We start from the raw sequence: 20,954 nt of genomic DNA on the forward strand, positions 1-20,954 counted from the left end.
CAAGTTCCAGGCAACCAAAACGCGGCGTCATCAGATATGATCTCATCCGGCACACAGGAATTGACGGCAGATCCCGGCGGCATCGCGCAGGCTGCCGATTTTTTGCGCCAGGGTCTTCTGGTCGCTTTTCCGACCGAAACGGTCTATGGCCTTGGCGGCGACGCCCGCAACGGACAGGCCGTCGCATCGATTTACGAGGCCAAGGGACGGCCCAGCTTCAACCCGCTGATCGCCCATGTCGCCTCGGTCGAAGCGGCCCAGCGCTTTGTGCAATGGTCGGATCTGGCCGAGCAACTCGCACAGGCCTTCTGGCCTGGTCCTCTGACCCTGGTTTTGCCGTTGCGCGAAGGGCACGGGGTTTCCTCGCTGGTGACCGCCGGGCTGGACACTCTGGCCGTGCGGGTACCTGCGCATCCGACGGCGCGTGCGCTGCTGGCCGACTTTGACGGACCGGTCGCGGCCCCTTCGGCTAATCCCTCGGGTCAGATCAGCCCCACGACGGCGGCTCATGTGTGGTCCGGTCTTGGCGGAAGGATCGCGGCTGTTCTGGACGACGGTCCCTGTGCGGTGGGGCTGGAATCCACCATTGTCGGTCTGGCCGGAGAGCCCACATTGCTGCGTCCTGGCGGCGTTGCGTTGGACCGGATCGAAAGCGTGCTGAACCTGCACCTGCACCTGCACCAATCCGGCGATCTGCTGACCGCTCCGGGGCAGTTGCAGTCGCATTATGCGCCCGACGCCCCGGTCCGCCTGAACGCCACTGCGCGTCACGGGGATGAGGTTCTGCTGGGCTTTGGAGCGGTGGATTGCGACCTGAACCTGTCTGTCCAAGGACGTCTGACCGAGGCGGCCGCGAACCTCTTTGCAGCCCTTCACAGGTTGAACGAGACCGGTCGACCCATTGCCGTATCTCCGATCCCGAACACCGGATTGGGGGCCGCAATCAACGACAGGCTGCGCCGCGCCGCCGCACCACGCAACAGCTGATCAGGCCCGGCCTGCGCTGGCGGACAACGTCAGAGGGTCCACCCCGAGCGTCGCCAAGGCAGCTTCCCATTTTTCGTCATCAGGCACGTCGAAGACAAGTTTCGTCGTCGCTTCGGTGGTCAGCCAGCCGTTCATCGCGATTTCGTCCTCAAGCTGACCCGGGCCCCAGCCGGAATAGCCCAGCGTCAGCATCGAATTCAGTGGTCCGCTGCCAGAGGCCAGATCTTCAAGCACATCCAGCGTCGCCGTCATGCTGAAATCCGCGGAAATATGCATCGAATGCAGATTGGCCTCATAATCGGCGCTGTGCAGGACAAATCCGCGCGACATCTCGACCGGGCCACCGAAATGCACAAGGCGCTCTCCGATTACCGGGATACGGCAGGCGATGTTCAGTTGCCCCAGCAAAGTCTTGATTCGCAGATCCGAAGGCTTGTTCACGATCAATCCCATGGCGCCATCGTCGCCATGGCTGCACATATACACCACCGAATGGTCGAATCGCGGATCGCCCATTCCGGGCATCGCAATCAACAGTTTTCCGGTCAGGTCCATGAGCCTTCATCTCTTTGTCAGTTCACGTCAACAATGGCCCTGCCGCACCCCAGTTTGCAAGAGACCAACCCGTATTTCGACGGATTTCATCGCGGTGACCGGATCGTGACTTGGAATCTGCGCCAACGACGCGCATTTATGGGGTATGAAGATGCCGATCAAACCCACCACCGTAGCCGCGCTCGCGTGTCTGAGCCTGTCCGTTCCAGTTGCCGCGCAAGACTTGGACAACGTGGTTCGGCTGGATGTTCTGGATGGTGGACGGACGATCAACGGCACCTATATGTCCGCGCTGAAACTGACGCTCAAGGATGGCTGGAAGACCTACTGGCGCGCGCCAGGAGATTCCGGCATCCCGCCCGAGTTCGACTGGAAGCGATCCAGCAATGTCGGCCAGGTGGAAATCATCTGGCCCTCGCCCGAAGTCTTTGACCAGAATGGCCTGCAATCGATTGGCTATGAAAATCAGCTGGTCCTGCCCATCAAGGTCACTCCGCGCAACCCGGCAAAACCGGTCCGTCTGAAAGGTAAGATGGATCTGGGGGTCTGCAAAGACGTTTGCATCCCGGAACGCCTGGATTTCGACCACACGCTGGACGCCGAAGCTGATCGCAACCCGGCGATTGCCGCAGCGATGGCGCAAAGGCCCTATTCTGCACGCGAAGCTCGTGTCACCAAGACCACCTGCAATCTGACGCCCACGAAAGATGGGATGCGGATCGAGGCGCGGATGACGATGCCGTCCGCGGGTGGCCGAGAAGTCGCCGTGATCGAACCTGGCAATCCTTCGCTTTGGGCCTCGCAACCCGTATCTCAGAGGCAGGGGGATACATTGGTGGCCGAAGCGGAAATCATACACGCATCAGGTGCACCTTTTGCGCTGGACCGGTCCGAGATCCGGATCACTGTTCTGGGGTCCGACCACGCGGTGGATATTCTGGGCTGTAGCGCGGGCTGAATGCATGAGCCAATCCCCCAAGATCGGTGCATTGGCGGTTGTTCTGCATCAGGACAAGGTTCTTCTGGTTCAGCGCAGCAAACAGCCGGACAAGGGCCTGTGGGGGTTCCCCGGCGGCCACGTAGAGTGGGGTGAAACCGTTCTGCAGGCGGCGCAGCGCGAGTTGTGGGAAGAAACCTCGGTGATTGCGGAACCGTCACACTACCTGAGAAATCTGGATCTGCTGCGTCACGACAAGGCGGGTCAGGTTTTGTCCCATTACCTGTTGGTCGGTGTTGCCTGCCGCTATCTCTCCGGCAAACCACAGGCTGGTGACGACGCGCTGGATGCCCGCTGGTTTGCCGTCGAGCAGATACGCCGAGGCGACCTGCCGATGAGCGCGCGGGTCATCGACCTTTTGGAACACGCGATCCGCGCGGATCAGGCATCGGCCGATCTTGTCAGCCGCCCATAAAGCAAACCTGACAGGATCACGCTCAGGACCACGATCAGAATTGCCCCGGCCAGGAATGCACCCAACCCCATTCGCAGCACCGCAATGCCATCTCCACCCGCATAGAGGCCTTGCAGCACGCCAAGCGGTGCGCCTGTAACCGCGGGCCAAATCATCGTCAGGCCGAACCAAACAGCCAAAGCGGCCCCGGTTGCCGCCAGCGCCCCCCGAACCACCCGGTCAGGTGCCCGCGCGGCACGGCGCATGGCTGTCATAGGACGCGCCACATCATTGAGGATCGCCAACAGGGCAGGCACCAGGATCAGAACCAGCAACATCCCGAACCCAAGCCCGTAAACCAGCGTGATCACGGTCGGCTTCAGGAATTGCGCCTGTTGCGATCCCTCATAGAGCAGCGGCGCAAGCCCAAGAACCGTTGTCAGAGTGGTCAGCATCACGGGACGCAACCTGTCTGCGGTACCTTCGACAATGGACGGAACCAGACCACGGTCTTTTTGATACGCATCTATCGTCGTCACCAGAACGATCGAGTCGTTGATGATGATCCCCGTCATGCCCAGCAACCCGACCACCGTGAACATGCTGAGCGGCACATCCCAGATGTAGTGGCCCCAGATTGCACCAACGAGGCCAAAGGGTATGATTGCCATGACAACCACTGGCCGTGTCCAGCTGGCGAACACCCAGGCCAGAACAAGGTAGATACCTGTCAGGCACAGGATCAAACCGGTGCGGGCTTCGGCAAGGAATTCATTTTCCTGTTCGCTCAGGCCCGACATGCGCCATTCCACCTGTCGTTCCGCCGCTATGTTGGGCAGGATCTCATCCTGCATCGCCCGTTCGATTTCAGCCGCGCGCGCCGGATCGTCCTCGGAGATATCGCCGTTGACTGAAACAACTCGCACGCCGTTTTCCCGCCGAACCGTCGAGAAACCGGACTTACGCTCAACAGAGACAATGTCCGCCAAAGGCACATAGACACCTTCCGGTGAGCGCATGAGCGTGCGCTCCAGGAAATCAGCCGTCAGTTCACCTTCGGGCAGTTCCACACGAATCGCGGTACTGCGTGGTCCATCAGGGAAGGTTGCAGCCTCGATCCCGTTCAGGCGGTTGCGCAAGGCACGCCCCAGTGTTTCTATCCGAAAGCCCAGCGCCTGCCCCTGTTCGGTTAGGTCCAGAATGAACTCTTCCTTGTCATAGGCCAGATTATCCTCAAGCGCCGAAACTTCGGGAAATTTCGACAGCGCGGCCCTCAGATCCTCTGATGCCCCCTTCAGAACGTTTACGTCCGAGCCAAAGAACTGCACGTCGATGGCATCTCCACCGGGACCGGATCGCCACCCCCGGAACGTAAGCACTTCGACGTTCGGGTGACGCGGCACGAAGTCCTGCAACTCGCCTACAAACTCGAAACTGGAATAGGGTCGCAAGTCGGCATCAATCAATTCGATTGATATGCCACCCAAAACACTTCCATCTTTGCCATCTGCCGCCGCGAGCCCGCGGCCGGCAGTGCCGCCGACTTCTGCCAGAACAAACTCGATCGGATTCTGACCATAGCGTTCTTCATAGATCTGGCCCAGTTCATTGGTCGCCTGCTGTAACATATGCATCATTTCAAGCGTATCGGACCGGGTCGACCCCTCGCGCATGATAAAGCCACCACTGACTGAACTGCGTTCAGGCGCATTGAAAAATCGCCAATTCACATCCCCTCGGATGAACAGGGCAACCTGGCTTGCCAATATGGCGATCATTAGCGCCACAACAACGTAGCGCGCCCAAATCACCCAGCCGATCAGCGGGCGGAAAAGATGGTCTCGCACCCAACGAAAACCTCGATTGACGACGCGATTTGGCAGATCGTACCAGTGCTCCTTTGTTGAATGGGCAATCGCGTGCGCCATGTGATTGGGCAGGATCAGAAAACACTCGATCAGCGACGCAATCAGAACCGCGATCACTGTGAAGGGAATATCACGGATCAGCTCTCCGAAGCGTCCGCCGACCAGTGTCAAACCAAAAAACGCAATCACCGTCGTTACGGTAGCAGCCAGTACCGGCATCGCCATACGTCGGGCCGCGCGTTCAGCAGCCACCACCGGCACTTCGCCCAGTCGGCGGGCGCGGAAATCGGCATGTTCTCCCACGACAATGGCGTCATCCACCACGATCCCCAAGGTGATGATCAGGCCGAACAGCGAGACCATGTTCAGCGACAAGCCGCCCAGATACATGAATGCAATGGCCGCCGACATGGCTACCGGAATCCCAGCAGCGACCCAAAAGGCGATGCGTGCGTTCAGAAACAGAAACAACAAGCAGACGACAAGACCAAGGCCCATCAACCCGTTGTCGACAAGGATGTTCAACCGATCTGTAATGGCCTGAGCCCGGGTGCGGATCAGTTCGATCTTCACGCCTTCAGGAACGCTGGCTTGCATATTGCGCGCAACGTCCTCGACAGTGTGTTGAATTTCTATGGCATCACCCAGGTTCGATCGGTCGACCCGGATCGACATGGCCGGGTGGTCTCCGACATAATAGCTGTGGTCGCGTGTGACCCCCTCAACCACGATGCGGGCGATATCGCCAACCCGCAGCTTCGATCCGTCCGCATTTGTTCGCAGCGCAATTTCTTCGATCTGATCGGGCCTGCGCTTTTCCGTTCCAGCGCGAACCCGCGCACCCGCGCCTTCCACCTGGCCTGCGGGGTCCGTGTTGACCTCGGCCCCAATGGCCGAGGCGATATCCGCCATCGTGATGTCATTGGCAATCAGTTGCGCCGTTGGAACCTCGACAATGATCTGCGGTGCCGCGAGACCGCGTATACTTGTGCGCGTGACCCCGGCAGCGAACAGGCGATTGATCAGTTCATCGGTCAGTTTTGCCAGTTGTGCAGGATCGGTTGGTCCGCTGATGATAAGATCCGTCACCCGATCTCGCCATACACCACGCTGGATTTTGGGTTCGTCGGCACCTTCGGGCAGGTCCGTAACTCCATCTATCGCGGTTCTGACATCTTCAACCGCGCGTGACACGTCCCAATTGGGTTCGAATTCCAGCCGAATACGGGTCCAGGTCGGGTAAGAGCTGGCCTCGGTGCTGGTCACACCTTCGACAGCCTGCAACGCGGGTTCCAGCAGCTGGACAATCCCAGCGTCCATGTCTTCCGGCCCGCCATCATCCCATGTGACGGTGACATCCACACGTTCCAGAACAACATCCGGAAAGAACTGCGCCCGCATGTTCGGGATAGCCGCTGCACCCAGAACCAGCATCACCAGCAGCAGCAAATTGGCGACCGTCCGGTGCCGTGTGAAATAGCTGAGAAGGCCACCCGCTGCGCCAGGTATCTCGCGCATCATGACGCTCAGCCCCCGGCCTTGGTTTCAATGCGCCGCACCAGAGATGAAGGGACGCGCGCTTCCCGCAACTGACCGAGAACCTGAGTTTTTTCATCCTGAGGCATGGATTCGTTGGCCTCGACCCGGGCCACGAGTTCAGCGCGTTTCGCATCTGACAGTTCGACCATACCCGGGTCTGCCCCGGCCTCAAGCCGCAAGGGCCGCACCCGCACGCCAGATCCAAGCAACGGCGTGCGCCCGATCACAACCTCGCGCCCTTCCAACCCTTCGCCCCGCAGCAAAACCTCGTCACCCTGTCTGCGGACAAGCTGCACCGGCAAGCTTTCCAGGCGGTCATCCGCACCCAGCACCAGAACCGTTCCCGATGCATCCAATGCCGAAGACGGCAAGCGGAACACATTGGCAAGCGGTTGTTCCTGAACCGAGACGGTGACGAAATCCTCGGGCTTGAAACCGGATGCCTCTTGCAGACGCGCATAGATCAGTCGTCCGGTCTGACCCTCGCCCGCAGAACCGCTGTCGCGGCTGATATGACCAGTCGCGGTCAGATCGGTGCCCGTCACCTCAAGCGAAACCGTGACCGGTGCGTTGATCAGCCTGTCATTCTCGTCCAACAGACGTACATATTGTGCCGTCGACACCCGGAACGCCACTTCAAGAGCGTTTGGATCAACCAGTTCAGCCAGTTTTTCATTCGCCGACACCAACCGCCCTTCCACAAGCGTCACATCGGTCAGCGTACCGCTGAATCCGGCCCGAATGGTCATATCCTCAAGATCGCGTTCCGCCGCCTCCAGGGCTATCCCCGCCCGCGCCAACAACGTCGTTGCCTGATCGACGCGGGATTCAGCCTGTGCAAGCGCGATACGGCGCGCCAGCACAGCCTGTTGTGCCGAAGCAGCCGCCAGTTCCGCCTCTTCCACGCTGGCGGCGGCGCCTACCCCTCGGGACTCCAGATCGCGTTGCCGTTGCAGCGCCCGTTCCCGCAGTTCGGCTTGCGCCTCGGCCGATTTCAATTCGTCCTGCGCCAGCAGCAAAGACCGTTCGGCATCACGTTCTTCGAATTGTGCGTCCAATAGATCGGACTTGGCCCGATCCAGCGCGGATTGGGCATCCGCCGGATCCAGTTCAACCAGAACTTCCCCGGCAGTCACAGTTCCGCCATCCACAAAATCCTCTGCCAGGGCGACAACGCGGCCACCCAGTGCCGCGCGCAATTCAAGTCTGCGCCGGCTCTGGACCTCTCCGAATGCTTCGAGATATGGGATTACGGTTTCCGCTTCGGCCTGACGTACGGCAACCGCAAAGACCCGTTCGCGGGCGGCGGGCGCCTGGTCCTCACGCGTCAGGACGTCCTGAACGGCACCCATGATGATCTGCGCGGCAACAAACAGCAGAGCAAGCGTCAGGAACGCCAGAAAGATACCGACAAGACTCTGCCGTAGAAATCGCATCAAACAGTTACCCCGGTTGCACCAAGCTGCCGTCCACAACATGTAGCCGGATTACGAATTATGCCAAGCCACAAAGCGGTTATACGGAATTGAACGTACGACCAGTCTACTTCCGTCGCAGATGTTCGTCCAATCTGGGCATTATTTCCACAAAATTGCAGGGGCGATGCCGGTAATCGAACTGTTTTTCCAAAATCCCATCCCACGCATCCTTGCAGGCCCCCGGGCTGCCGGGCAATGCAAAAAGATATGTTCCCCCCGCAACCCCCCCGGTTGCACGGGACTGCACCGCCGAAGTGCCGATTTTCTCCATCGAAATCATGGTAAAGACAGTACCGAATGCGTCGATCTCTTTTTCGTACACGTCCCGATGCGCCTCGACCGTCACGTCCCGCCCGGTCAGACCCGTTCCACCGGTCGAGATCACGACATCGATCTGCTCGTCAGCCACCCATGCCCGCAACTGGTCGGCGATCTGGTCGCGCTCATCCCGGATGATCTGGCGATCCGCAACAACATGGCCCGCTTTTTCGATCCGGTCCACCAATGTCTGCCCCGAGCGATCTTCGTCCATCGATCGGGTGTCCGAAACGGTCAGAACGGCAATTCTGACGGGGATGAACTCCTTGGTTTCGTCAATGCGTGACATCTTGCGTCAGGCCCTTTCCATCATGACAAGCCGGATCGCGAGGGCGGAATATATACCCCCTGTGACCCAACCAATAATACGCGAGGCGCGCGGGTTGCCGATCAGCACCTTGCCTGCCCCGCCGGCAAAAATTCCGACCAGCCCGTTCACCAAGAACCCGCCAAACGCGATGATCAGTCCAAAGATCAGGAACTGCACCAGAACCGATCCCGCAGTCGGGTCGACGAATTGCGGTATGAACGCCAGCACGAACAGAATGACCTTGGGATTGGTCAGGTTGACCAACAACCCATCCCGAAAGGCCATGCGCGTCGACCGCATAGGCGCATCCCCTGTCGAAGCGCCATGCCGGACCGCACCCCAAGCCAGATACATCAGGTAAGCGGCACCCAACCAGCGGATCACTTCGAAAAGCCAGGGCAGCGCCGACACCGCAGCGCCCAGCCCAAGCCCTGCCAGCAGCACGTGAATCATCGAACCCACGGACACGCCGGCGCTTGCCGATACCGAAGGCCACGCCCCGGATCGCAGCCCTTGGCCAAAGCAGAACATCATATCAGCACCGGGCGTCAGGTTCAGTGCCAGTGCCGCTGGAACAAAGACCAGCAAAGTCTGGAATTCGATCACGCATCCACCTCAAACCAACTTGGCATCGGGCCCAGATTGGCCAAATGCGTTCGCCCCAAGGACCCGCGATAGCCCCAGCTTTCATGCACATGACCGAAGAACGCAAATCCCGGCTGAAGGCGTTCCACCGCATCCCGTATGGCAGTCGATCCGACCGAAAGGCCTTGCGATGTCTGATCCCCATACCCTTTGGGCGGAGAATGAACGATCAGGACATCAGCCGTTTCACACCGGTCGAGCATCTCGGTCGCCTCACCTTCCGTGAGGTCACAGGACCAGTCTCCGAACGGAGTAGGTGGTACGCCGTAGCCAAGACCAAACAAGCGCAAGCCGTCTATGGTCATGCCAGACCCATGCAGGACATGAACACCGTCCGGGGCCGCATTGCCCAGCTCTTCTGCACTTTCCGCGTTTCCCGGGATCAGGACCAGCGGGGCCGAAATGCCGGACAGCATCTGCATCGCCTCGTCCAGCCCCTGACGCGAATTGCAATAATCACCGCCACCGATGACAAGATCAGCCTCGGTGCTGGCGGCAACAAGATCGGCTGCCCGGTTGCGCGCCATGTGCAGATCAGAGAATGCCAGAACCTTCATGTTGCACCTCGCAGCCGCGCTTTCAGTTCCAGCAGATCCGCCCAGGCCTGCCGTTTCATCTGCGGTTGCCGCAGCAGGTAAGCCGGGTGGAACATCGGGATCACCGGAAGATCCATTGCCTGATCCCATTTGCCGCGCAGGCGGGTGATGCCGCGTTTGCCCAGCACCGCCTGACAGCTGATATTCCCCATCACAACCAGAACCTCGGGTCTGGCCAGGGCCACGTGGCGTTCCAGAAACGGCTTCATCATCCCGATCTCTTCGGGTTTGGGATCGCGGTTCTGCGGGGGCCGCCATGGCAGCACATTGGTGATATAGACATTCTCGCGACGATCCAGATCAATTGCCGCCAGCATCCGGTCCAGCAACTGACCCGCACGGCCGACAAAGGGTTTGCCCTCGCGATCCTCATCGCGACCCGGCGCCTCGCCGATGATCATCACGCGCGCGCCGGGGGTCCCGTCGGCAAAGACCAACTGCCGCGCACCGCGCTTGAGCTCGCAATGCTCGAACGCGTCCATCGCTGCGCGCAGCTGATCCAGCGATCCTGCGCCCCGTGCTGCGGATCCCGCGATTGCTACCGGGTCCAAATCGCTGGGCTTAGCCGGGGCGGCGGGGGGCGTTTCCGGTTTCCTGGGTTTGGCCGTGGTGTCGGGCAACGCGTACCGGTCAACCGGCATATCACCGATTGCCTCGGTCACACCCAGTTCGATCTGCCATTCCAGCAGCGCCCGCGCAGAATAATAGTCCAAGCCCGATTCCATAGGGATAACTTACCCGCCTGAGGGCTGAGGGAAAGCGAATAGGGCTTGATCGGTCGCTCTGTCGCGCCGACCATCGGCATGCGATGCTCAGATTTCTGCGATTCCTCATCATTGGATTAGTGCTGGTTGTCACCGATGATCCGGCATGGGCCACATTTCATGACAAACACGGGCAGTGCCGTGCGGGTCAGTTCAAATGTGGCAGCACATGTTGTTCAGGCGGGCAAAGATGCAGTTTTGATGGCCATTGCATTCCACTGGGCGGCACCTATTGCGGCGGCGGGCGCAGTTGCGGTCCGTTCGAACGCTGCGTCGCTGGTGGACTCAGATGTGCGCCCGCAGGCCTGAACAAATGCGCATCGCGGCTGGATTGTCCGGGCGACAGTTTTTGCAATGGCCGTGGCGAGTGTGAACGAAGCGCACCGGAACTGGATACGACGCCACCGACCACATGCGCTGATGGCAGAACCTGCGCGCGCGGTTCGGCCTGCCTGCCCGGCGGGGGCTGCTCGCGTCCGGGGTGGTTCCTGTGCGAGGAAACCGGATCACAATGCCGCCCCGGTTTCAAATGCTCGGCGCATCAAGGCTGCGTACCGATCAAGGCCATCGACTGCGGTTATGGCAAGTGGTGCAAGCCGGGCGAGCAATGCCTGCCCGAAGGCGGCTGCGAAAAACTGCCTGAGGGTACGGAACCTTAGGTTGCCTTGCGCCGCCCGGCTTCTTATAAGCGGCGCGATTGTCAGACAGGAGCCCGCCCATGCGTTTCGCCCATCGTCACCTTCTTGGCATCGAGCATCTGTCGCAATCCGATATCACCGACATTCTGGATCTGGCCGAGACCTATGTCGACATGAACCGCCAGTCAACCAAGCATTCGGACGTTCTGTCAGGGCTGACCCAGATCAACATGTTCTTCGAAAACTCGACCCGCACGCAGGCCAGTTTCGAACTGGCGGGCAAGCGTCTGGGTGCGGATGTGATGAACATGGCGATGCAGGCCAGTTCGATCAAAAAGGGCGAGACCCTGATCGACACCGCGATGACGCTGAACGCGATGCATCCGGATCTTCTGGTGGTGCGGCACCCGCATTCCGGCGCAGTCGATCTGCTGGCGCAAAAGGTCAATTGCGCCGTTCTGAACGCCGGTGACGGCAAACATGAACACCCCACGCAAGCCCTGCTGGACGCCCTGACCATCCGTCGCGCCAAAGGTCGCCTGCACCGGCTGAACATTGCCATTTGCGGCGATGTCGCCCATTCCCGCGTCGCCCGATCGAACCTGATCCTGCTGGGCAAGATGGAAAACCGCATCCGCCTGATTGGCCCGCCGACGCTGGTGCCCGCGCAATTCGCCGAGTTCGGGGCCGAGATCTATGACGACATGAACGAGGGCCTCAAGGACGTTGACGTCGTCATGATGCTGCGCCTTCAGAAAGAGAGGATGGATGGCGGGTTCATCCCCTCGGAACGCGAATATTACCACCGCTACGGGCTGGACGCCGCAAAGCTGGCGCAGGCCAAGTCGGACGCGATCGTGATGCATCCCGGCCCGATGAACCGCGGGGTCGAGATCGACGGCACGTTGGCGGACGACATCAACCGATCCGTCATTCAGGAACAGGTGGAAATGGGCGTCGCCGTCCGCATGGCCGCGATGGATCTGCTGGCCCGCAACCTGCGCGAGGCCGTATGAGCGATCTGACCGTCGCCCCCCACGAACGCGGTGTTCTGCGCCTGTTCACGCTGGACATGCGCCCGGAAGAGGCGAAGTTCCTGCGCGAACCGGGTGCCGCCGATCAGGTGCTTGGGGTCGACGGGCTGGACCCCAGCCATATCGATATTTTCCCGGTCTCCGACCTCGAAGAGCTCGGCCTGTACGGCTACATGACCGAGGGCTGCGGCGTGTCTGCGGACCAGCTGGACCGGAACGCTCTGGCCTCTGTCGACGGTTGGGTCATGGTCCTTCGCAGCGCGGCTTTCAACGGACACCCGGCGACGCTGAACCCCGATCCGCGACTGCGCCTGATCGGCCTGTTCACGGAAGAGGCCACGAACTGGACCGGGGGGATCATCGAAACCGAAAGCGCCAAACCCTTTTCCGCCCCGCAAACCGTCACAGCGGGTGACACCCCCCGCCGCGTCGGATCGGCCATACTGGCACTGGTCGCGCTTTTGGTCTTCGGAGGCATCTTATGGCTGATCCTGTGATCTTCGCCCCGGACAAAGGGGCCTATATCCGCACAAATGCATGGCTGGCTGCTGTTGCCATGGCCGGTGCAATGGCCGTGCTGTGGCTGATCGGCAATCCTTACGTCTGGACCGGAGCCCCAGCTGGCCTGGCCGCCATCGGCATACGCGCGTGGTATCTGGCCTCGGAAGAACTGGACTCGAATTGGCAATTGTCAGACACCGCGCTGACCGGTCCCGGCGGACGCAGCGTGCCGCTGAACCAGATCACCGCCGTGAATGTCATGGGCAGCTTCGTCCAGGTTGTCACCAAAACCGGCGACAAACATCTGATCAAATACCAGTCAGACCCGGCCGCCACCAAAGCCGCGATTGAAAGGGCGATGGGATGAGCGACGAATGGTGGCGCGACAAGATACCAGAGGGCGAACAGGTTCTATGGTTCGGGCGGCCGCATAACGGTTTCTTCCCACCTCATCTGGGTTGGTCCTACAGGATTTTGATCGGCTCTGTCGGTCTGGCGTGGTTCGCCAGCCCGTGGATTGTCGACTCGGTGCGGGATTTCTGGAAGCTGATCTGTTGCACGGGCGTGCTGGCATTCGTGATGTGGGTGGACCGCATTGTTCGCTCGCAACGCGTTTATGTTGTGACGCCGCAGAACGCGTGGCAAGTCAACAAAGAACTGAAAACCAAAAAACTTGAAATCAACCGGTTCCTGAATTTCCGCACTGTGCCCTCAGCGGTGGTTTTTAACCGCCACCCCTTTTTCAGATTCGACCATCTGCCCGACCCGGATGCCGCGTTGGCCGCGCTGACCCAAGCCCGAGAGACCCATACATGACCGCCCTGATCTTCACCAACGCCCGCCTGATCGACCCTGAAACCGGCACGGACAGTGCCGGCTGGCTGCACATTGCCGACGGCCTCATTCACGGCAAGGGCAACGGCGACGCGCCCGTTGCTGACGCCCAGGTCATCGACTGCGGGGGCAAGTGCCTCGCCCCCGGCATCGTCGATATCGGCGTCAAGGTGTGTGAGCCGGGCGAACGGCACAAGGAAAGCTACAAATCCGCAGGCCTCGCTGCCGCAGCAGGTGGTGTCACCACCATTGTCACCCGCCCGGATACACTGCCCGCGGTCGATACGCCGGAAACGCTGGAATTCGCGACCCGGCGCGCGCAGGCGGATGCGCCGGTCAACGTGGTGCCGATGGCCGCGCTGACCAAGGGGCGCGAAGGGCGTGAGATGACGGAAATCGGGTTCTTGCAGGACGCAGGCGCCGTGGCCTTTACCGATTGCGATCACGTCATCACCAATACCAAGGTGTTTTCCCGCGCACTGACCTATGCGAAATCCTGCGGCGCGCTGGTGATCGCCCACCCGCAAGATCCGGGCCTGAGCCATGGCGCCGCGGCCACCAGCGGCAAATTCGCCGCCCTGCGCGGATTGCCTGCGGTCTCGCCCATGGCCGAGCGCATGGGGCTGGACCGTGACATCGCGCTGTTGGAAATGACGGGCGCGGCCTATCACGCCGACCAGATCACCACCGCCCGCGCCCTGCCCGCGCTGGAACGGGCCAAGCGCAACGGGCTGGACATCACTGCCGGCACCTCGATCCATCACCTGACGTTGAACGAGTTGGACGTGGCCGACTATCGCACCTTCTTCAAGGTCAAGCCTCCGCTGCGGTCCGAGGATGACCGGCAGGCGGTGATCGAGGCGGTGCGCACCGGCCTGATCGACACGATCAGTTCGATGCACACGCCGCAGGACGAAGAAAGCAAACGCCTGCCGTTTGAAGAGGCCGCCTCGGGCGCGGTGGCGCTGGAAACGCTCTTGCCGGCGGCATTGCGCCTGTATCATGCCGACCAGTTGGACCTGCCAACCCTGTTCCGGGCGATGGCATTGAACCCGGCCAAACGGCTTGGTCTGGAAAGCGGCCGATTGTCGGAAGGCGCACCGGCGGATCTGGTTCTGTTCGACCCGGATGTGCCTTTTGTGCTTGATCGCTTTGCCTTAAAATCCAAATCTCAGAACACGCCATTTGACGGCCAGCGGATGCAAGGTAAGGTCATTTCGACCTATGTTGCAGGTAAAGAAGTGTTCCGGAGTTCCTGATGCCCCCGATCGACAACTCGACCAGCGAACTGCTCCAATGGGCGGTGGTTGGATATCTCTTGGGCTCCATTCCCTTCGGCCTGCTGCTTGCAAAGGTCATGGGGCTGGGAAATCTGCGCGAAATCGGATCCGGAAATATCGGCGCAACCAATGTCCTGCGCACCGGCAACAAAGCCGCCGCGGCGCTGACCTTGCTGTTCGACGCGGCCAAGGGCGCGGCGGCGGTTCTGATTGCCCGTGCTTATGCCGGAGAAGACGCCGCGCAGATCGCAGCCCTTTTTGCCTTTCTGGGTCATTGCTTTCCCATCTGGCTGGGTTTCAAGGGCGGAAAAGGCGTGGCGACCTTTCTGGGCCTCTGGCTGGCGCTGGACTGGCGCGTCGGAGTTGCGTGCGGTCTCAGCTGGCTGGTGGCGGCGGCGATCTGGCGGATATCCTCGGTCGGCGCACTGGCCGCGGCCGCGCTTTCAACGACCTGGGTGCTGGTTCTGACAAACGGACAATCCTTTATCCTTGGGATTATCCTGACCCTTCTGATCTATTGGCGTCACAGCACCAACGTCGCACGGATCAAGGCCGGGACTGAACCGAAAATCGGAAAATCGTGACACCGCCGGACGCTTTCGTTTCCGCGTTTTTCGCACTGCCCGAGGGCAGGTTTGCCGGTACATCGGGGGACCGGCGCTATGTCGTCGTGCGCCAACAGTTGGCAAAGGGGAAATCCCACAAGCTGGTTGCGCACGAAATGGGCGGCACCGACTATATCAGCATGAACCTGTATCAGACACGCATCAGCGGCGCGCTGCTGAGACCTTGTGAAAGGGCGGCCAGCAAAGTCATCGCGTTTGTTCTGGATTTTGAACCGGACGCGTAATGTCAGGCCTGCATTTTTGAACAGACGTTCCTCTCTGACGCACAATCACGATTCATTGTTTTGAACGTGATCCGCCTGCTTCCCAGATCGCTGTCGTGACGGTCAATTACGGGCCACACAGGACAACAATCCGGGGCCTTCGATCCGCACACAGACGAGGCTCCTTTCACGAAAGGTGGAACAATGAACAAGTTTAAATCTCTGATCGGTGGCGTCGCTCTGTCCGTTGCACTGGCAACATCCGCTCTGGCCGCTGGAGTGGACATCAACGCAAGCTCGACCGGTCTGGCCATGCAGGGTTATGACCCGGTTGCCTATTTCACCGTCGGTGAAGCGACCAAAGGCGACTATCGCATCACCGCGCTGCACGACGATGCGCTGTACCGTTTCTCGTCCGAGGAAAACAAAGCCGCCTTTGAAGCCAACCCGGAAGCTTACCTGCCTGCCTATGGCGGCTATTGTGCCTTTGGTACAGCCATGGGCTTCAAGTTCGACGGTGACCCGAACCACTGGAAAATCGTCGACAACAAACTGTACCTGAACTTGTCGGAAGACATCCAGGAACGCTGGGAAGGCGACATCCCGGGCTTTATCGAAAGCGCAAGTGCAAACTGGGAAAACATCGCGGACAAGACCCCTGCTGAATTGCAAAAGCAATAATCCGCCTAAATCTTCAGATGTGTCGGCGGCGGAATGTTCCGCCGCCGCATATCGTTTGAAGACCTCTCATCTCTACCTATCTCATCCGTATCAGAAGTGCCCGATTTCAAAGGCCCCCGGCGTGTCTTTTCACGTTTCAGAGGTGAAATTCGGGCAGCGGTTCGTAGGTATCACTGATCCGATGACGTTCGCGGATCGTAACTGTCTGCATAAGTGAACCGAATTTCACTGGAGCAGAGTGACAATCGAAAGGAAATGAGATGACTTTGAAATTGGCTCTCATCACTACTGTCGCAACCGTGGTCGCGGGATCGGCAATGGCACAATCCTCGGGCAACTGGACCGGGTTTTATGGCGGTCTGCAACTGGGTTATGCCGATGTAGACACCAGCCTGTCCGGTGTCGATGGCGATGGCGCGATCGGCGGTATCATCCTGGGCTACGACTATGATCTGGGCGACTGGGTCGTTGGCGGCGGATTTGACTATGACTGGACTGACGTGGGCCTGTCCGGCGCCGCAACTGTCGAAGATGTCTGGCGGCTGAAAGCGCGCGCCGGCTACAAGGTAAACCCGCAAGGTCTGCTGTACGGCACGGCAGGCTACGCCGAAGCGGGCACCGACACCCTGGGCAGTGATGACGGGTGGTTCATCGGCGCAGGCTATGAACAGATCGTGGCCCCAAATGTCAGCATTGGCGGAGAGCTGCTGTACCACGAATTCAATAACTTCAACGGAAGCAATGTGGATGTCGACGCAACCACATTGCAGGTTCGTGTCTCTTACCGCTTCTGAACGGCACTCAGGATCAAGTTTGACCCGGCCTGACAGGCCGGGTTTCGCGTCAAAGGTCCAGAATCGTACTGCCGGTCGTCTGCCGCGCTTCCAACGCGCGATGTGCGTCGGCCACCTGATCCAGCGCAAAGCGCTGATCGATGTGGATCTTGACCTCTCTGCCCTCGACCTTGCCGAACAAGCGGCGCGCCATTGCCTGACAGACGGAGTGGTCCGCAATATGGGTGAACAAAGTGGGGCGGGTGATCTTGAGCGATCCTTTCTGGCCCAGAACACCAATATCGAATGGCGGCACCGGGCCTGAGGCGTTACCGAAGGAAATCATCATTCCCAAGGGTTTCAGGCAGTTCAACGATCCTTCGAACGTGTCCGCCCCCACGGAATCCATGACCACATCCACACCCTTGCCTTTGGTGATCTCGGCCACCCGTTCGGCGAAATTCTCGGAGCGGTAGTTGATGCAATGCGCGGCCCCGTTGAACCGGGCGAGGCTGCACTTCTCGTCGGTTCCCGCCGTGCCAACCAGAGTGATCCCTTCTGACTTCGCCCATTGGCAGGCGATCAGTCCGACCCCACCCGCCGCTGCGTGGAACAGCACCGTATCCCCGCGTTTCAGCGGAGTGGTTCGGTGAAACAGGTATTCAACCGTCAAACCCTTCAACATCATTGCCGCAGCAGCTTCGAAAGAGATGCCATCCGGCAAAGGGCACACCTGTGCCGCAGGCATCACGCGGGCCTCGCAATACGCGCCGGGTGGGGCTGCGGCATACGCGGCCCGTTGACCGGGTTTCAGGTGCGTTACCCCTTCCCCGACGGCCTCGACGACACCCGCCGCTTCCATCCCCAAAGCATGGGGGAGCTCCAGGGGGTACAATCCAGTGCGTTGATAAACATCGATAAAGTTTAGACCGCAGGCATGATGACGGATACGTATTTCACCCGGTCCGGGGTCGCCCAATGGCCTGTCTTCGATCCGCAGAACCTCGGGCCCGCCGAATTCGTGCAATACCACCGTTTTCGCTGTTGTCTGCATCCTGACCTCCTCTTGCCTGACATCAAGCTAACATGACTGCGATGCGGAGCAATCGTCAGATATCAGAGTGTTGATCAGGATTCCGCCAAACTGTGCTATACTGCGATCAGGCGTTGTCGGCTGGTCCGGCCACGGACAACTTAATGCCGGATCCATTCCGCGGCGCAAATCTCGCCAGGAAAGGGGATGAAAATGGCTAAAACAATCGGAAATCCGATCAGTTGGGCAGCCCAGAATCTGGGGGCGGCCAGTGATCATGTCTCGGACAGCGTTTCAAAACTCGGAAGCGCAGATACCACGCATTTGCCGATGGTGCAGACATTGACGATGCAAGATCTGCGCGCCTGTCTGAAGGCGGGGTATCACGACTTTGTCGAAACACGGGCGGATGCCATATTTATTGTGCTGATCTACCCGGTTGCGGGGCTTTTGATGTTCGGCTTTGCCCTGAACGTCAACATGGTGCCACTTCTGGCGCCTCTGATCGCCGGTTTTGCCTTGATCGGTCCAGTCGCAGCTGTGGGGCTGTATGAGATCAGCCGCAAACGAGAACAAGGCAGCACGGTGCATTGGTTGGATGCGTTCGGTGTATTCCGCTCTCCGGCTTTCGGCGCAATTCTGGTTTTGGGTTTTTATCTGGTGATGCTTCTGCTGATCTGGCTGATGGTGGCGCAGAGCATTTACACGCATACAATGGGGCCAGAAGCCCCCGCGTCACTTGGCACTTTTGCCAAGCAGGCCGTCACTACGGTTGCCGGCTGGACCATGATGGTTGTCGGACTCGCCGTTGGGTTCGTGTTCGCTCTTTGCGCTCTGGCGATCAGCGTTGTCAGCTTTCCGTTGCTTCTGGACCGGCAAGTCGGATTGCCGGTGGCGGTCGTGACATCGTTTCGCGTGTTGCGTCACAACCCCGGCGTCATCTTGACCTGGGGGTTCATCGTGGCGGCCCTTCTGTTTCTGGGTGCCCTGCCGATGCTGTTGGGCCTGATCATAGTGATGCCGGTTCTGGGCCATGCCACATGGCACCTGTACCGCCGCGCGGTTGCGTGAACGCGCGGGTCTGCCCCGCGCGCGCGGAGTTCAGCCCGCCACGTTCAGGACGATCTTGCCAATATGGCCCGAGCTTTCCATGCGTGCATGGGCGGCCGCAGCCTCGGCCAGATCAAATTCGCTGTCCATGACAGGCGCAACCTTGCCTGCCTCAAGCAGAGGCCAGACAGCTTCGCGCAGGTCCTGCGCAATCCGGGCCTTGGCCAGATCGCTTTGCGGGCGCAGGGTGCTGCCGGTCAGGGTCAGGCGCTTGACCATCATCAGGGCAAAGTTCAGCTCGACCACCGGGCCTTGCAGGAAGGCGATCTGGACCAGCCGCCCATCCTCGGCCAAAGCTTTGACGTTGCGCGGGATATAGTCGCCTCCGACCATGTCGAGGATCAGGTTTGCCCCGCCTTCGGCCCGTATGACGGCCACAAAATCCTCATCGCGGTAGTTGATCGCCCTTTCCGCACCCAGCTTGACGCAAGCCTGACATTTTTCATCCGACCCTGCGGTGGCAAAAACGCGGGCGCCAAAGGCATTGGCCAACTGGATGGCCGTCGTGCCAATCCCGCTCGAGCCGCCATGGACCAGAAATCGTTCACCGGCCTTCAGCCCGCCCCGCGTAAATACATTGGACCACACGGTGAAAAAGGTCTCGGGCAGGCAGGCCGCCTCTTTCATTCCCATGCCGGCAGGAACCGGTAGGCAATGGGCCGCAGGGGTGGCGACATATTCGGCATAGCCGCCGCCCGGCAGCAACGCGCAGACCTGATCCCCAACGGACAGTCCTTCGACCCCGGCCCCGACCGAGACCACTTCGCCCGAAGCCTCAAGCCCCGGCAGGTCGCTGGCACCGGGCGGCGGATCGTAAGCGCCCGCACGCTGCAACGCGTCCGGCCGGTTCACCCCGGCATAGGCCACTTTCAGAACGACCTGCCCCGCACCCGGTTCAGGAATCGGTCGCTCGGTCAGTTGCAAAACATCGGGACCACCCGGTTCGGTGATCTCAACAGCGCGCATCATCTGGGTCATAGGCACCTCCTTTGCCCAATGCCTAGCAGGCATCAGGGCCAAGGCCCAGCATCAAGACGCGCTACTTTCGGGGGTTCAGCATTCCCGGAAGATCGGCCCGCATTTTGACCGGAGCCTTCACCTGACCCGCCAGCCAGTTCGGAACCGCCAGAAACGGTTTCAACACCGGGTTGTCGCGCAACTGCGCCTTGAGCTTTTCAAACTCCATGACATTTGCGATCCGGCGATCCAGAAACTCCCACGTGTTCTGATGATCCGGGCTGTCATCACCCAGCCAGAACAGCAGGGTCGAGGAATAGACACCCGACAAAGTGGCCCGCTTCGTGTACCAGTTCACATCATCCGAGCTGTCGCCCAGCGCATCCCAGATCAGATCGCAGGTCTGCCAAACCGCCTTGGCACCGTCGGCCGCATGGGTTGGCAGGGAAAACAGCGTCATGCCCCGGCGCACCAGTTCTTTGTCCTCGACGGCCTGCAACCGGAACCGAACCGCTGCGGCAATCCTGTCGCGGAATTTCAGTTCGCTCAGGTCCTCGGACCTGATGCGGTCCAGCATCACCTGATCCCCGCGCGCGTGGTAGGCCAGCGCCAAATCCACCGCGCCGCGCGGACAAATCGCGCGCGCCAGACCGTCATCCAGACCACAGTCGGAAATGGAGGCGCGGAAACTGGATTCCGACCACCCATCGAAGGGAACATGGATCAGCATCGCATCCAAAAGCTGCTGTTTTGCATCTTCATATGTGGTCGTCATGGCGGTTCTCCGGTTGTCGACCCCAGTACTAGACAAGTTAGAGCGGCTTTGCTATACG

24 protein-coding genes are annotated in these 20,954 nt (G+C 60.1%); 14 read left to right on the forward strand and 10 right to left on the reverse strand.

Going from position 1 to position 20,954, the window contains the following annotated elements:
• Positions 1–36 precede the first annotated feature (36 nt).
• Positions 37–987, forward strand: coding sequence for an L-threonylcarbamoyladenylate synthase (locus GOW09_RS17060; protein ID WP_171119741.1), 951 nt, complete (start codon positions 37–39; stop codon positions 985–987).
• Here GOW09_RS17060 and GOW09_RS17065 read toward each other — a convergent pair whose 3' ends face one another.
• The gene (locus tag GOW09_RS17065; RefSeq protein ID WP_152456781.1) at positions 988–1,542 is read right to left on the reverse strand and encodes a YqgE/AlgH family protein; all 555 of its coding nucleotides are present in this window, start codon (positions 1,540–1,542) and stop codon (positions 988–990) included.
• A 145-nt stretch (positions 1,543–1,687) separates the two neighbouring features.
• On the opposite strand from GOW09_RS17065, the gene GOW09_RS17070 reads away from it, so the two are divergent.
• Both GOW09_RS17070 and GOW09_RS17075 read left to right on the forward strand, forming a co-directional pair.
• Positions 1,688–2,500 (forward strand): protein-disulfide reductase DsbD domain-containing protein, encoded by an 813-nt coding sequence (locus GOW09_RS17070; RefSeq protein ID WP_254442751.1) that lies wholly within the window; start codon positions 1,688–1,690, stop codon positions 2,498–2,500.
• A 4-nt stretch (positions 2,501–2,504) separates the two neighbouring features.
• Entirely contained in the window at positions 2,505–2,954 is a 450-nt protein-coding gene (locus GOW09_RS17075) for an NUDIX hydrolase (RefSeq protein ID WP_171119743.1), read from the forward strand.
• On the opposite strand, the gene GOW09_RS17080 is transcribed toward GOW09_RS17075, so the two are convergent.
• From GOW09_RS17080 to GOW09_RS17105, 6 genes are all read right to left on the reverse strand, one after another.
• Positions 2,921–6,322, reverse strand: coding sequence for an efflux RND transporter permease subunit (locus tag GOW09_RS17080; RefSeq protein ID WP_171119744.1), 3,402 nt, complete (start codon positions 6,320–6,322; stop codon positions 2,921–2,923). The two genes, GOW09_RS17075 and GOW09_RS17080, sit on opposite strands and share 34 nt — an antisense overlap.
• A 5-nt stretch (positions 6,323–6,327) precedes the next feature.
• Entirely contained in the window at positions 6,328–7,776 is a 1,449-nt protein-coding gene (locus GOW09_RS17085) for an efflux RND transporter periplasmic adaptor subunit (protein ID WP_171119745.1), read from the reverse strand.
• Between the two features lie 106 nt (positions 7,777–7,882).
• Positions 7,883–8,425 (reverse strand): molybdenum cofactor biosynthesis protein B, encoded by a 543-nt coding sequence (moaB, locus tag GOW09_RS17090; RefSeq protein ID WP_171119746.1) that lies wholly within the window; start codon positions 8,423–8,425, stop codon positions 7,883–7,885.
• Between the two features lie 6 nt (positions 8,426–8,431).
• Positions 8,432–9,052, reverse strand: coding sequence for a LysE family translocator (locus GOW09_RS17095; protein WP_171119747.1), 621 nt, complete (start codon positions 9,050–9,052; stop codon positions 8,432–8,434).
• Positions 9,049–9,648, reverse strand: a complete 600-nt coding sequence (locus tag GOW09_RS17100) for a metallophosphoesterase (protein WP_171119748.1) — start codon at positions 9,646–9,648, stop codon at positions 9,049–9,051. The genes GOW09_RS17095 and GOW09_RS17100 overlap by 4 nt, the downstream gene beginning before the upstream one ends.
• A complete protein-coding gene (locus GOW09_RS17105) occupies positions 9,645–10,412 on the reverse strand; it encodes a uracil-DNA glycosylase family protein (RefSeq protein ID WP_171119749.1) in 768 nt (255 codons plus the stop codon). The genes GOW09_RS17100 and GOW09_RS17105 overlap by 4 nt, the downstream gene beginning before the upstream one ends.
• 83 nt (positions 10,413–10,495) lie before the next feature.
• Here GOW09_RS17105 and GOW09_RS17110 point away from each other — a divergent pair, with 83 nt between their 5' ends.
• From GOW09_RS17110 to GOW09_RS17155, 10 genes are all read left to right on the forward strand, one after another.
• On the forward strand, positions 10,496–11,110 hold the full coding sequence (locus tag GOW09_RS17110; RefSeq protein WP_152456772.1) for a scavenger receptor class F, member 2: 615 nt from the start codon (positions 10,496–10,498) through the stop codon (positions 11,108–11,110).
• 59 nt (positions 11,111–11,169) lie between these two features.
• Positions 11,170–12,105: an aspartate carbamoyltransferase catalytic subunit gene (locus GOW09_RS17115; protein ID WP_171119750.1), complete on the forward strand. Its 936-nt coding sequence runs from the start codon at positions 11,170–11,172 to the stop codon at positions 12,103–12,105.
• Positions 12,102–12,620: a hypothetical protein gene (locus tag GOW09_RS17120; RefSeq protein ID WP_171119751.1), complete on the forward strand. Its 519-nt coding sequence runs from the start codon at positions 12,102–12,104 to the stop codon at positions 12,618–12,620. Before GOW09_RS17115 ends, GOW09_RS17120 begins: the two co-directional genes overlap by 4 nt.
• A complete protein-coding gene (locus tag GOW09_RS17125) occupies positions 12,605–12,991 on the forward strand; it encodes a hypothetical protein (RefSeq protein ID WP_171119752.1) in 387 nt (128 codons plus the stop codon). Before GOW09_RS17120 ends, GOW09_RS17125 begins: the two co-directional genes overlap by 16 nt.
• Positions 12,988–13,440 carry a hypothetical protein gene (locus GOW09_RS17130; RefSeq protein ID WP_171119753.1) on the forward strand — a complete coding sequence of 151 codons (453 nt, stop codon included), beginning with the start codon at positions 12,988–12,990 and terminating at the stop codon, positions 13,438–13,440. The genes GOW09_RS17125 and GOW09_RS17130 overlap by 4 nt, the downstream gene beginning before the upstream one ends.
• Positions 13,437–14,717, forward strand: coding sequence for a dihydroorotase (pyrC, locus tag GOW09_RS17135; RefSeq protein ID WP_171119754.1), 1,281 nt, complete (start codon positions 13,437–13,439; stop codon positions 14,715–14,717). Before GOW09_RS17130 ends, pyrC begins: the two co-directional genes overlap by 4 nt.
• Entirely contained in the window at positions 14,717–15,322 is a 606-nt protein-coding gene (gene plsY / locus GOW09_RS17140) for a glycerol-3-phosphate 1-O-acyltransferase PlsY (RefSeq protein WP_171119755.1), read from the forward strand. Before pyrC ends, plsY begins: the two co-directional genes overlap by 1 nt.
• The gene (locus tag GOW09_RS17145; protein WP_171119756.1) at positions 15,319–15,588 is read left to right on the forward strand and encodes a hypothetical protein; all 270 of its coding nucleotides are present in this window, start codon (positions 15,319–15,321) and stop codon (positions 15,586–15,588) included. The genes plsY and GOW09_RS17145 overlap by 4 nt, the downstream gene beginning before the upstream one ends.
• A gap of 183 nt (positions 15,589–15,771) precedes the next feature.
• The gene (locus GOW09_RS17150; RefSeq protein ID WP_171119757.1) at positions 15,772–16,248 is read left to right on the forward strand and encodes a YHS domain-containing (seleno)protein; all 477 of its coding nucleotides are present in this window, start codon (positions 15,772–15,774) and stop codon (positions 16,246–16,248) included.
• 260 nt (positions 16,249–16,508) lie between these two features.
• Positions 16,509–17,042: an outer membrane protein gene (locus tag GOW09_RS17155; RefSeq protein WP_171119758.1), complete on the forward strand. Its 534-nt coding sequence runs from the start codon at positions 16,509–16,511 to the stop codon at positions 17,040–17,042.
• A gap of 49 nt (positions 17,043–17,091) precedes the next feature.
• On the opposite strand, the gene GOW09_RS17160 is transcribed toward GOW09_RS17155, so the two are convergent.
• Complete coding sequence (locus GOW09_RS17160) at positions 17,092–18,075, reverse strand: quinone oxidoreductase (protein WP_171119759.1); 984 nt, start codon at positions 18,073–18,075, stop codon at positions 17,092–17,094.
• Positions 18,076–18,267: 192 nt separating this feature from the next.
• Between GOW09_RS17160 and GOW09_RS17165 the strand changes: the two genes are divergently transcribed.
• On the forward strand, positions 18,268–19,125 hold the full coding sequence (locus GOW09_RS17165) for a DUF2189 domain-containing protein (protein ID WP_171119760.1): 858 nt from the start codon (positions 18,268–18,270) through the stop codon (positions 19,123–19,125).
• 30 nt (positions 19,126–19,155) lie between these two features.
• Here GOW09_RS17165 and GOW09_RS17170 read toward each other — a convergent pair whose 3' ends face one another.
• Together GOW09_RS17170 and GOW09_RS17175 are read right to left on the reverse strand one after the other, a co-directional pair.
• The gene (locus GOW09_RS17170) at positions 19,156–20,142 is read right to left on the reverse strand and encodes an NAD(P)H-quinone oxidoreductase (RefSeq protein ID WP_171119761.1); all 987 of its coding nucleotides are present in this window, start codon (positions 20,140–20,142) and stop codon (positions 19,156–19,158) included.
• Between the two features lie 61 nt (positions 20,143–20,203).
• Complete coding sequence (locus GOW09_RS17175; RefSeq protein WP_171119762.1) at positions 20,204–20,896, reverse strand: COQ9 family protein; 693 nt, start codon at positions 20,894–20,896, stop codon at positions 20,204–20,206.
• Between the last annotated feature and the right edge of the window lie 58 nt (positions 20,897–20,954).

The organism is Ruegeria sp. HKCCA5463 (genome assembly GCF_013034175.1).
Taxonomy (GTDB): Bacteria; Pseudomonadota; Alphaproteobacteria; order Rhodobacterales; family Rhodobacteraceae; genus Ruegeria.

Coding starts and splice junctions, on each gene's coding strand:
- GOW09_RS17060 (WP_171119741.1), top strand. CDS start 37: ATGATCTCATCCGGCACACAGGAATTGACGGCAGATCCCGGCGGCATC.
- GOW09_RS17065 (WP_152456781.1), bottom strand. CDS start 1,542: ATGGACCTGACCGGAAAACTGTTGATTGCGATGCCCGGAATGGGCGAT.
- GOW09_RS17070 (WP_254442751.1), top strand. CDS start 1,688: ATGAAGATGCCGATCAAACCCACCACCGTAGCCGCGCTCGCGTGTCTG.
- GOW09_RS17075 (WP_171119743.1), top strand. CDS start 2,505: ATGAGCCAATCCCCCAAGATCGGTGCATTGGCGGTTGTTCTGCATCAG.
- GOW09_RS17080 (WP_171119744.1), bottom strand. CDS start 6,322: ATGATGCGCGAGATACCTGGCGCAGCGGGTGGCCTTCTCAGCTATTTC.
- GOW09_RS17085 (WP_171119745.1), bottom strand. CDS start 7,776: ATGCGATTTCTACGGCAGAGTCTTGTCGGTATCTTTCTGGCGTTCCTG.
- moaB (WP_171119746.1), bottom strand. CDS start 8,425: ATGTCACGCATTGACGAAACCAAGGAGTTCATCCCCGTCAGAATTGCC.
- GOW09_RS17100 (WP_171119748.1), bottom strand. CDS start 9,648: ATGAAGGTTCTGGCATTCTCTGATCTGCACATGGCGCGCAACCGGGCA.
- GOW09_RS17105 (WP_171119749.1), bottom strand. CDS start 10,412: ATGGAATCGGGCTTGGACTATTATTCTGCGCGGGCGCTGCTGGAATGG.
- GOW09_RS17110 (WP_152456772.1), top strand. CDS start 10,496: ATGCTCAGATTTCTGCGATTCCTCATCATTGGATTAGTGCTGGTTGTC.
- GOW09_RS17115 (WP_171119750.1), top strand. CDS start 11,170: ATGCGTTTCGCCCATCGTCACCTTCTTGGCATCGAGCATCTGTCGCAA.
- GOW09_RS17120 (WP_171119751.1), top strand. CDS start 12,102: ATGAGCGATCTGACCGTCGCCCCCCACGAACGCGGTGTTCTGCGCCTG.
- GOW09_RS17125 (WP_171119752.1), top strand. CDS start 12,605: ATGGCTGATCCTGTGATCTTCGCCCCGGACAAAGGGGCCTATATCCGC.
- GOW09_RS17130 (WP_171119753.1), top strand. CDS start 12,988: ATGAGCGACGAATGGTGGCGCGACAAGATACCAGAGGGCGAACAGGTT.
- pyrC (WP_171119754.1), top strand. CDS start 13,437: ATGACCGCCCTGATCTTCACCAACGCCCGCCTGATCGACCCTGAAACC.
- plsY (WP_171119755.1), top strand. CDS start 14,717: ATGCCCCCGATCGACAACTCGACCAGCGAACTGCTCCAATGGGCGGTG.
- GOW09_RS17150 (WP_171119757.1), top strand. CDS start 15,772: ATGAACAAGTTTAAATCTCTGATCGGTGGCGTCGCTCTGTCCGTTGCA.
- GOW09_RS17155 (WP_171119758.1), top strand. CDS start 16,509: ATGACTTTGAAATTGGCTCTCATCACTACTGTCGCAACCGTGGTCGCG.
- GOW09_RS17160 (WP_171119759.1), bottom strand. CDS start 18,075: ATGCAGACAACAGCGAAAACGGTGGTATTGCACGAATTCGGCGGGCCC.
- GOW09_RS17165 (WP_171119760.1), top strand. CDS start 18,268: ATGGCTAAAACAATCGGAAATCCGATCAGTTGGGCAGCCCAGAATCTG.
- GOW09_RS17170 (WP_171119761.1), bottom strand. CDS start 20,142: ATGACCCAGATGATGCGCGCTGTTGAGATCACCGAACCGGGTGGTCCC.
- GOW09_RS17175 (WP_171119762.1), bottom strand. CDS start 20,896: ATGACGACCACATATGAAGATGCAAAACAGCAGCTTTTGGATGCGATG.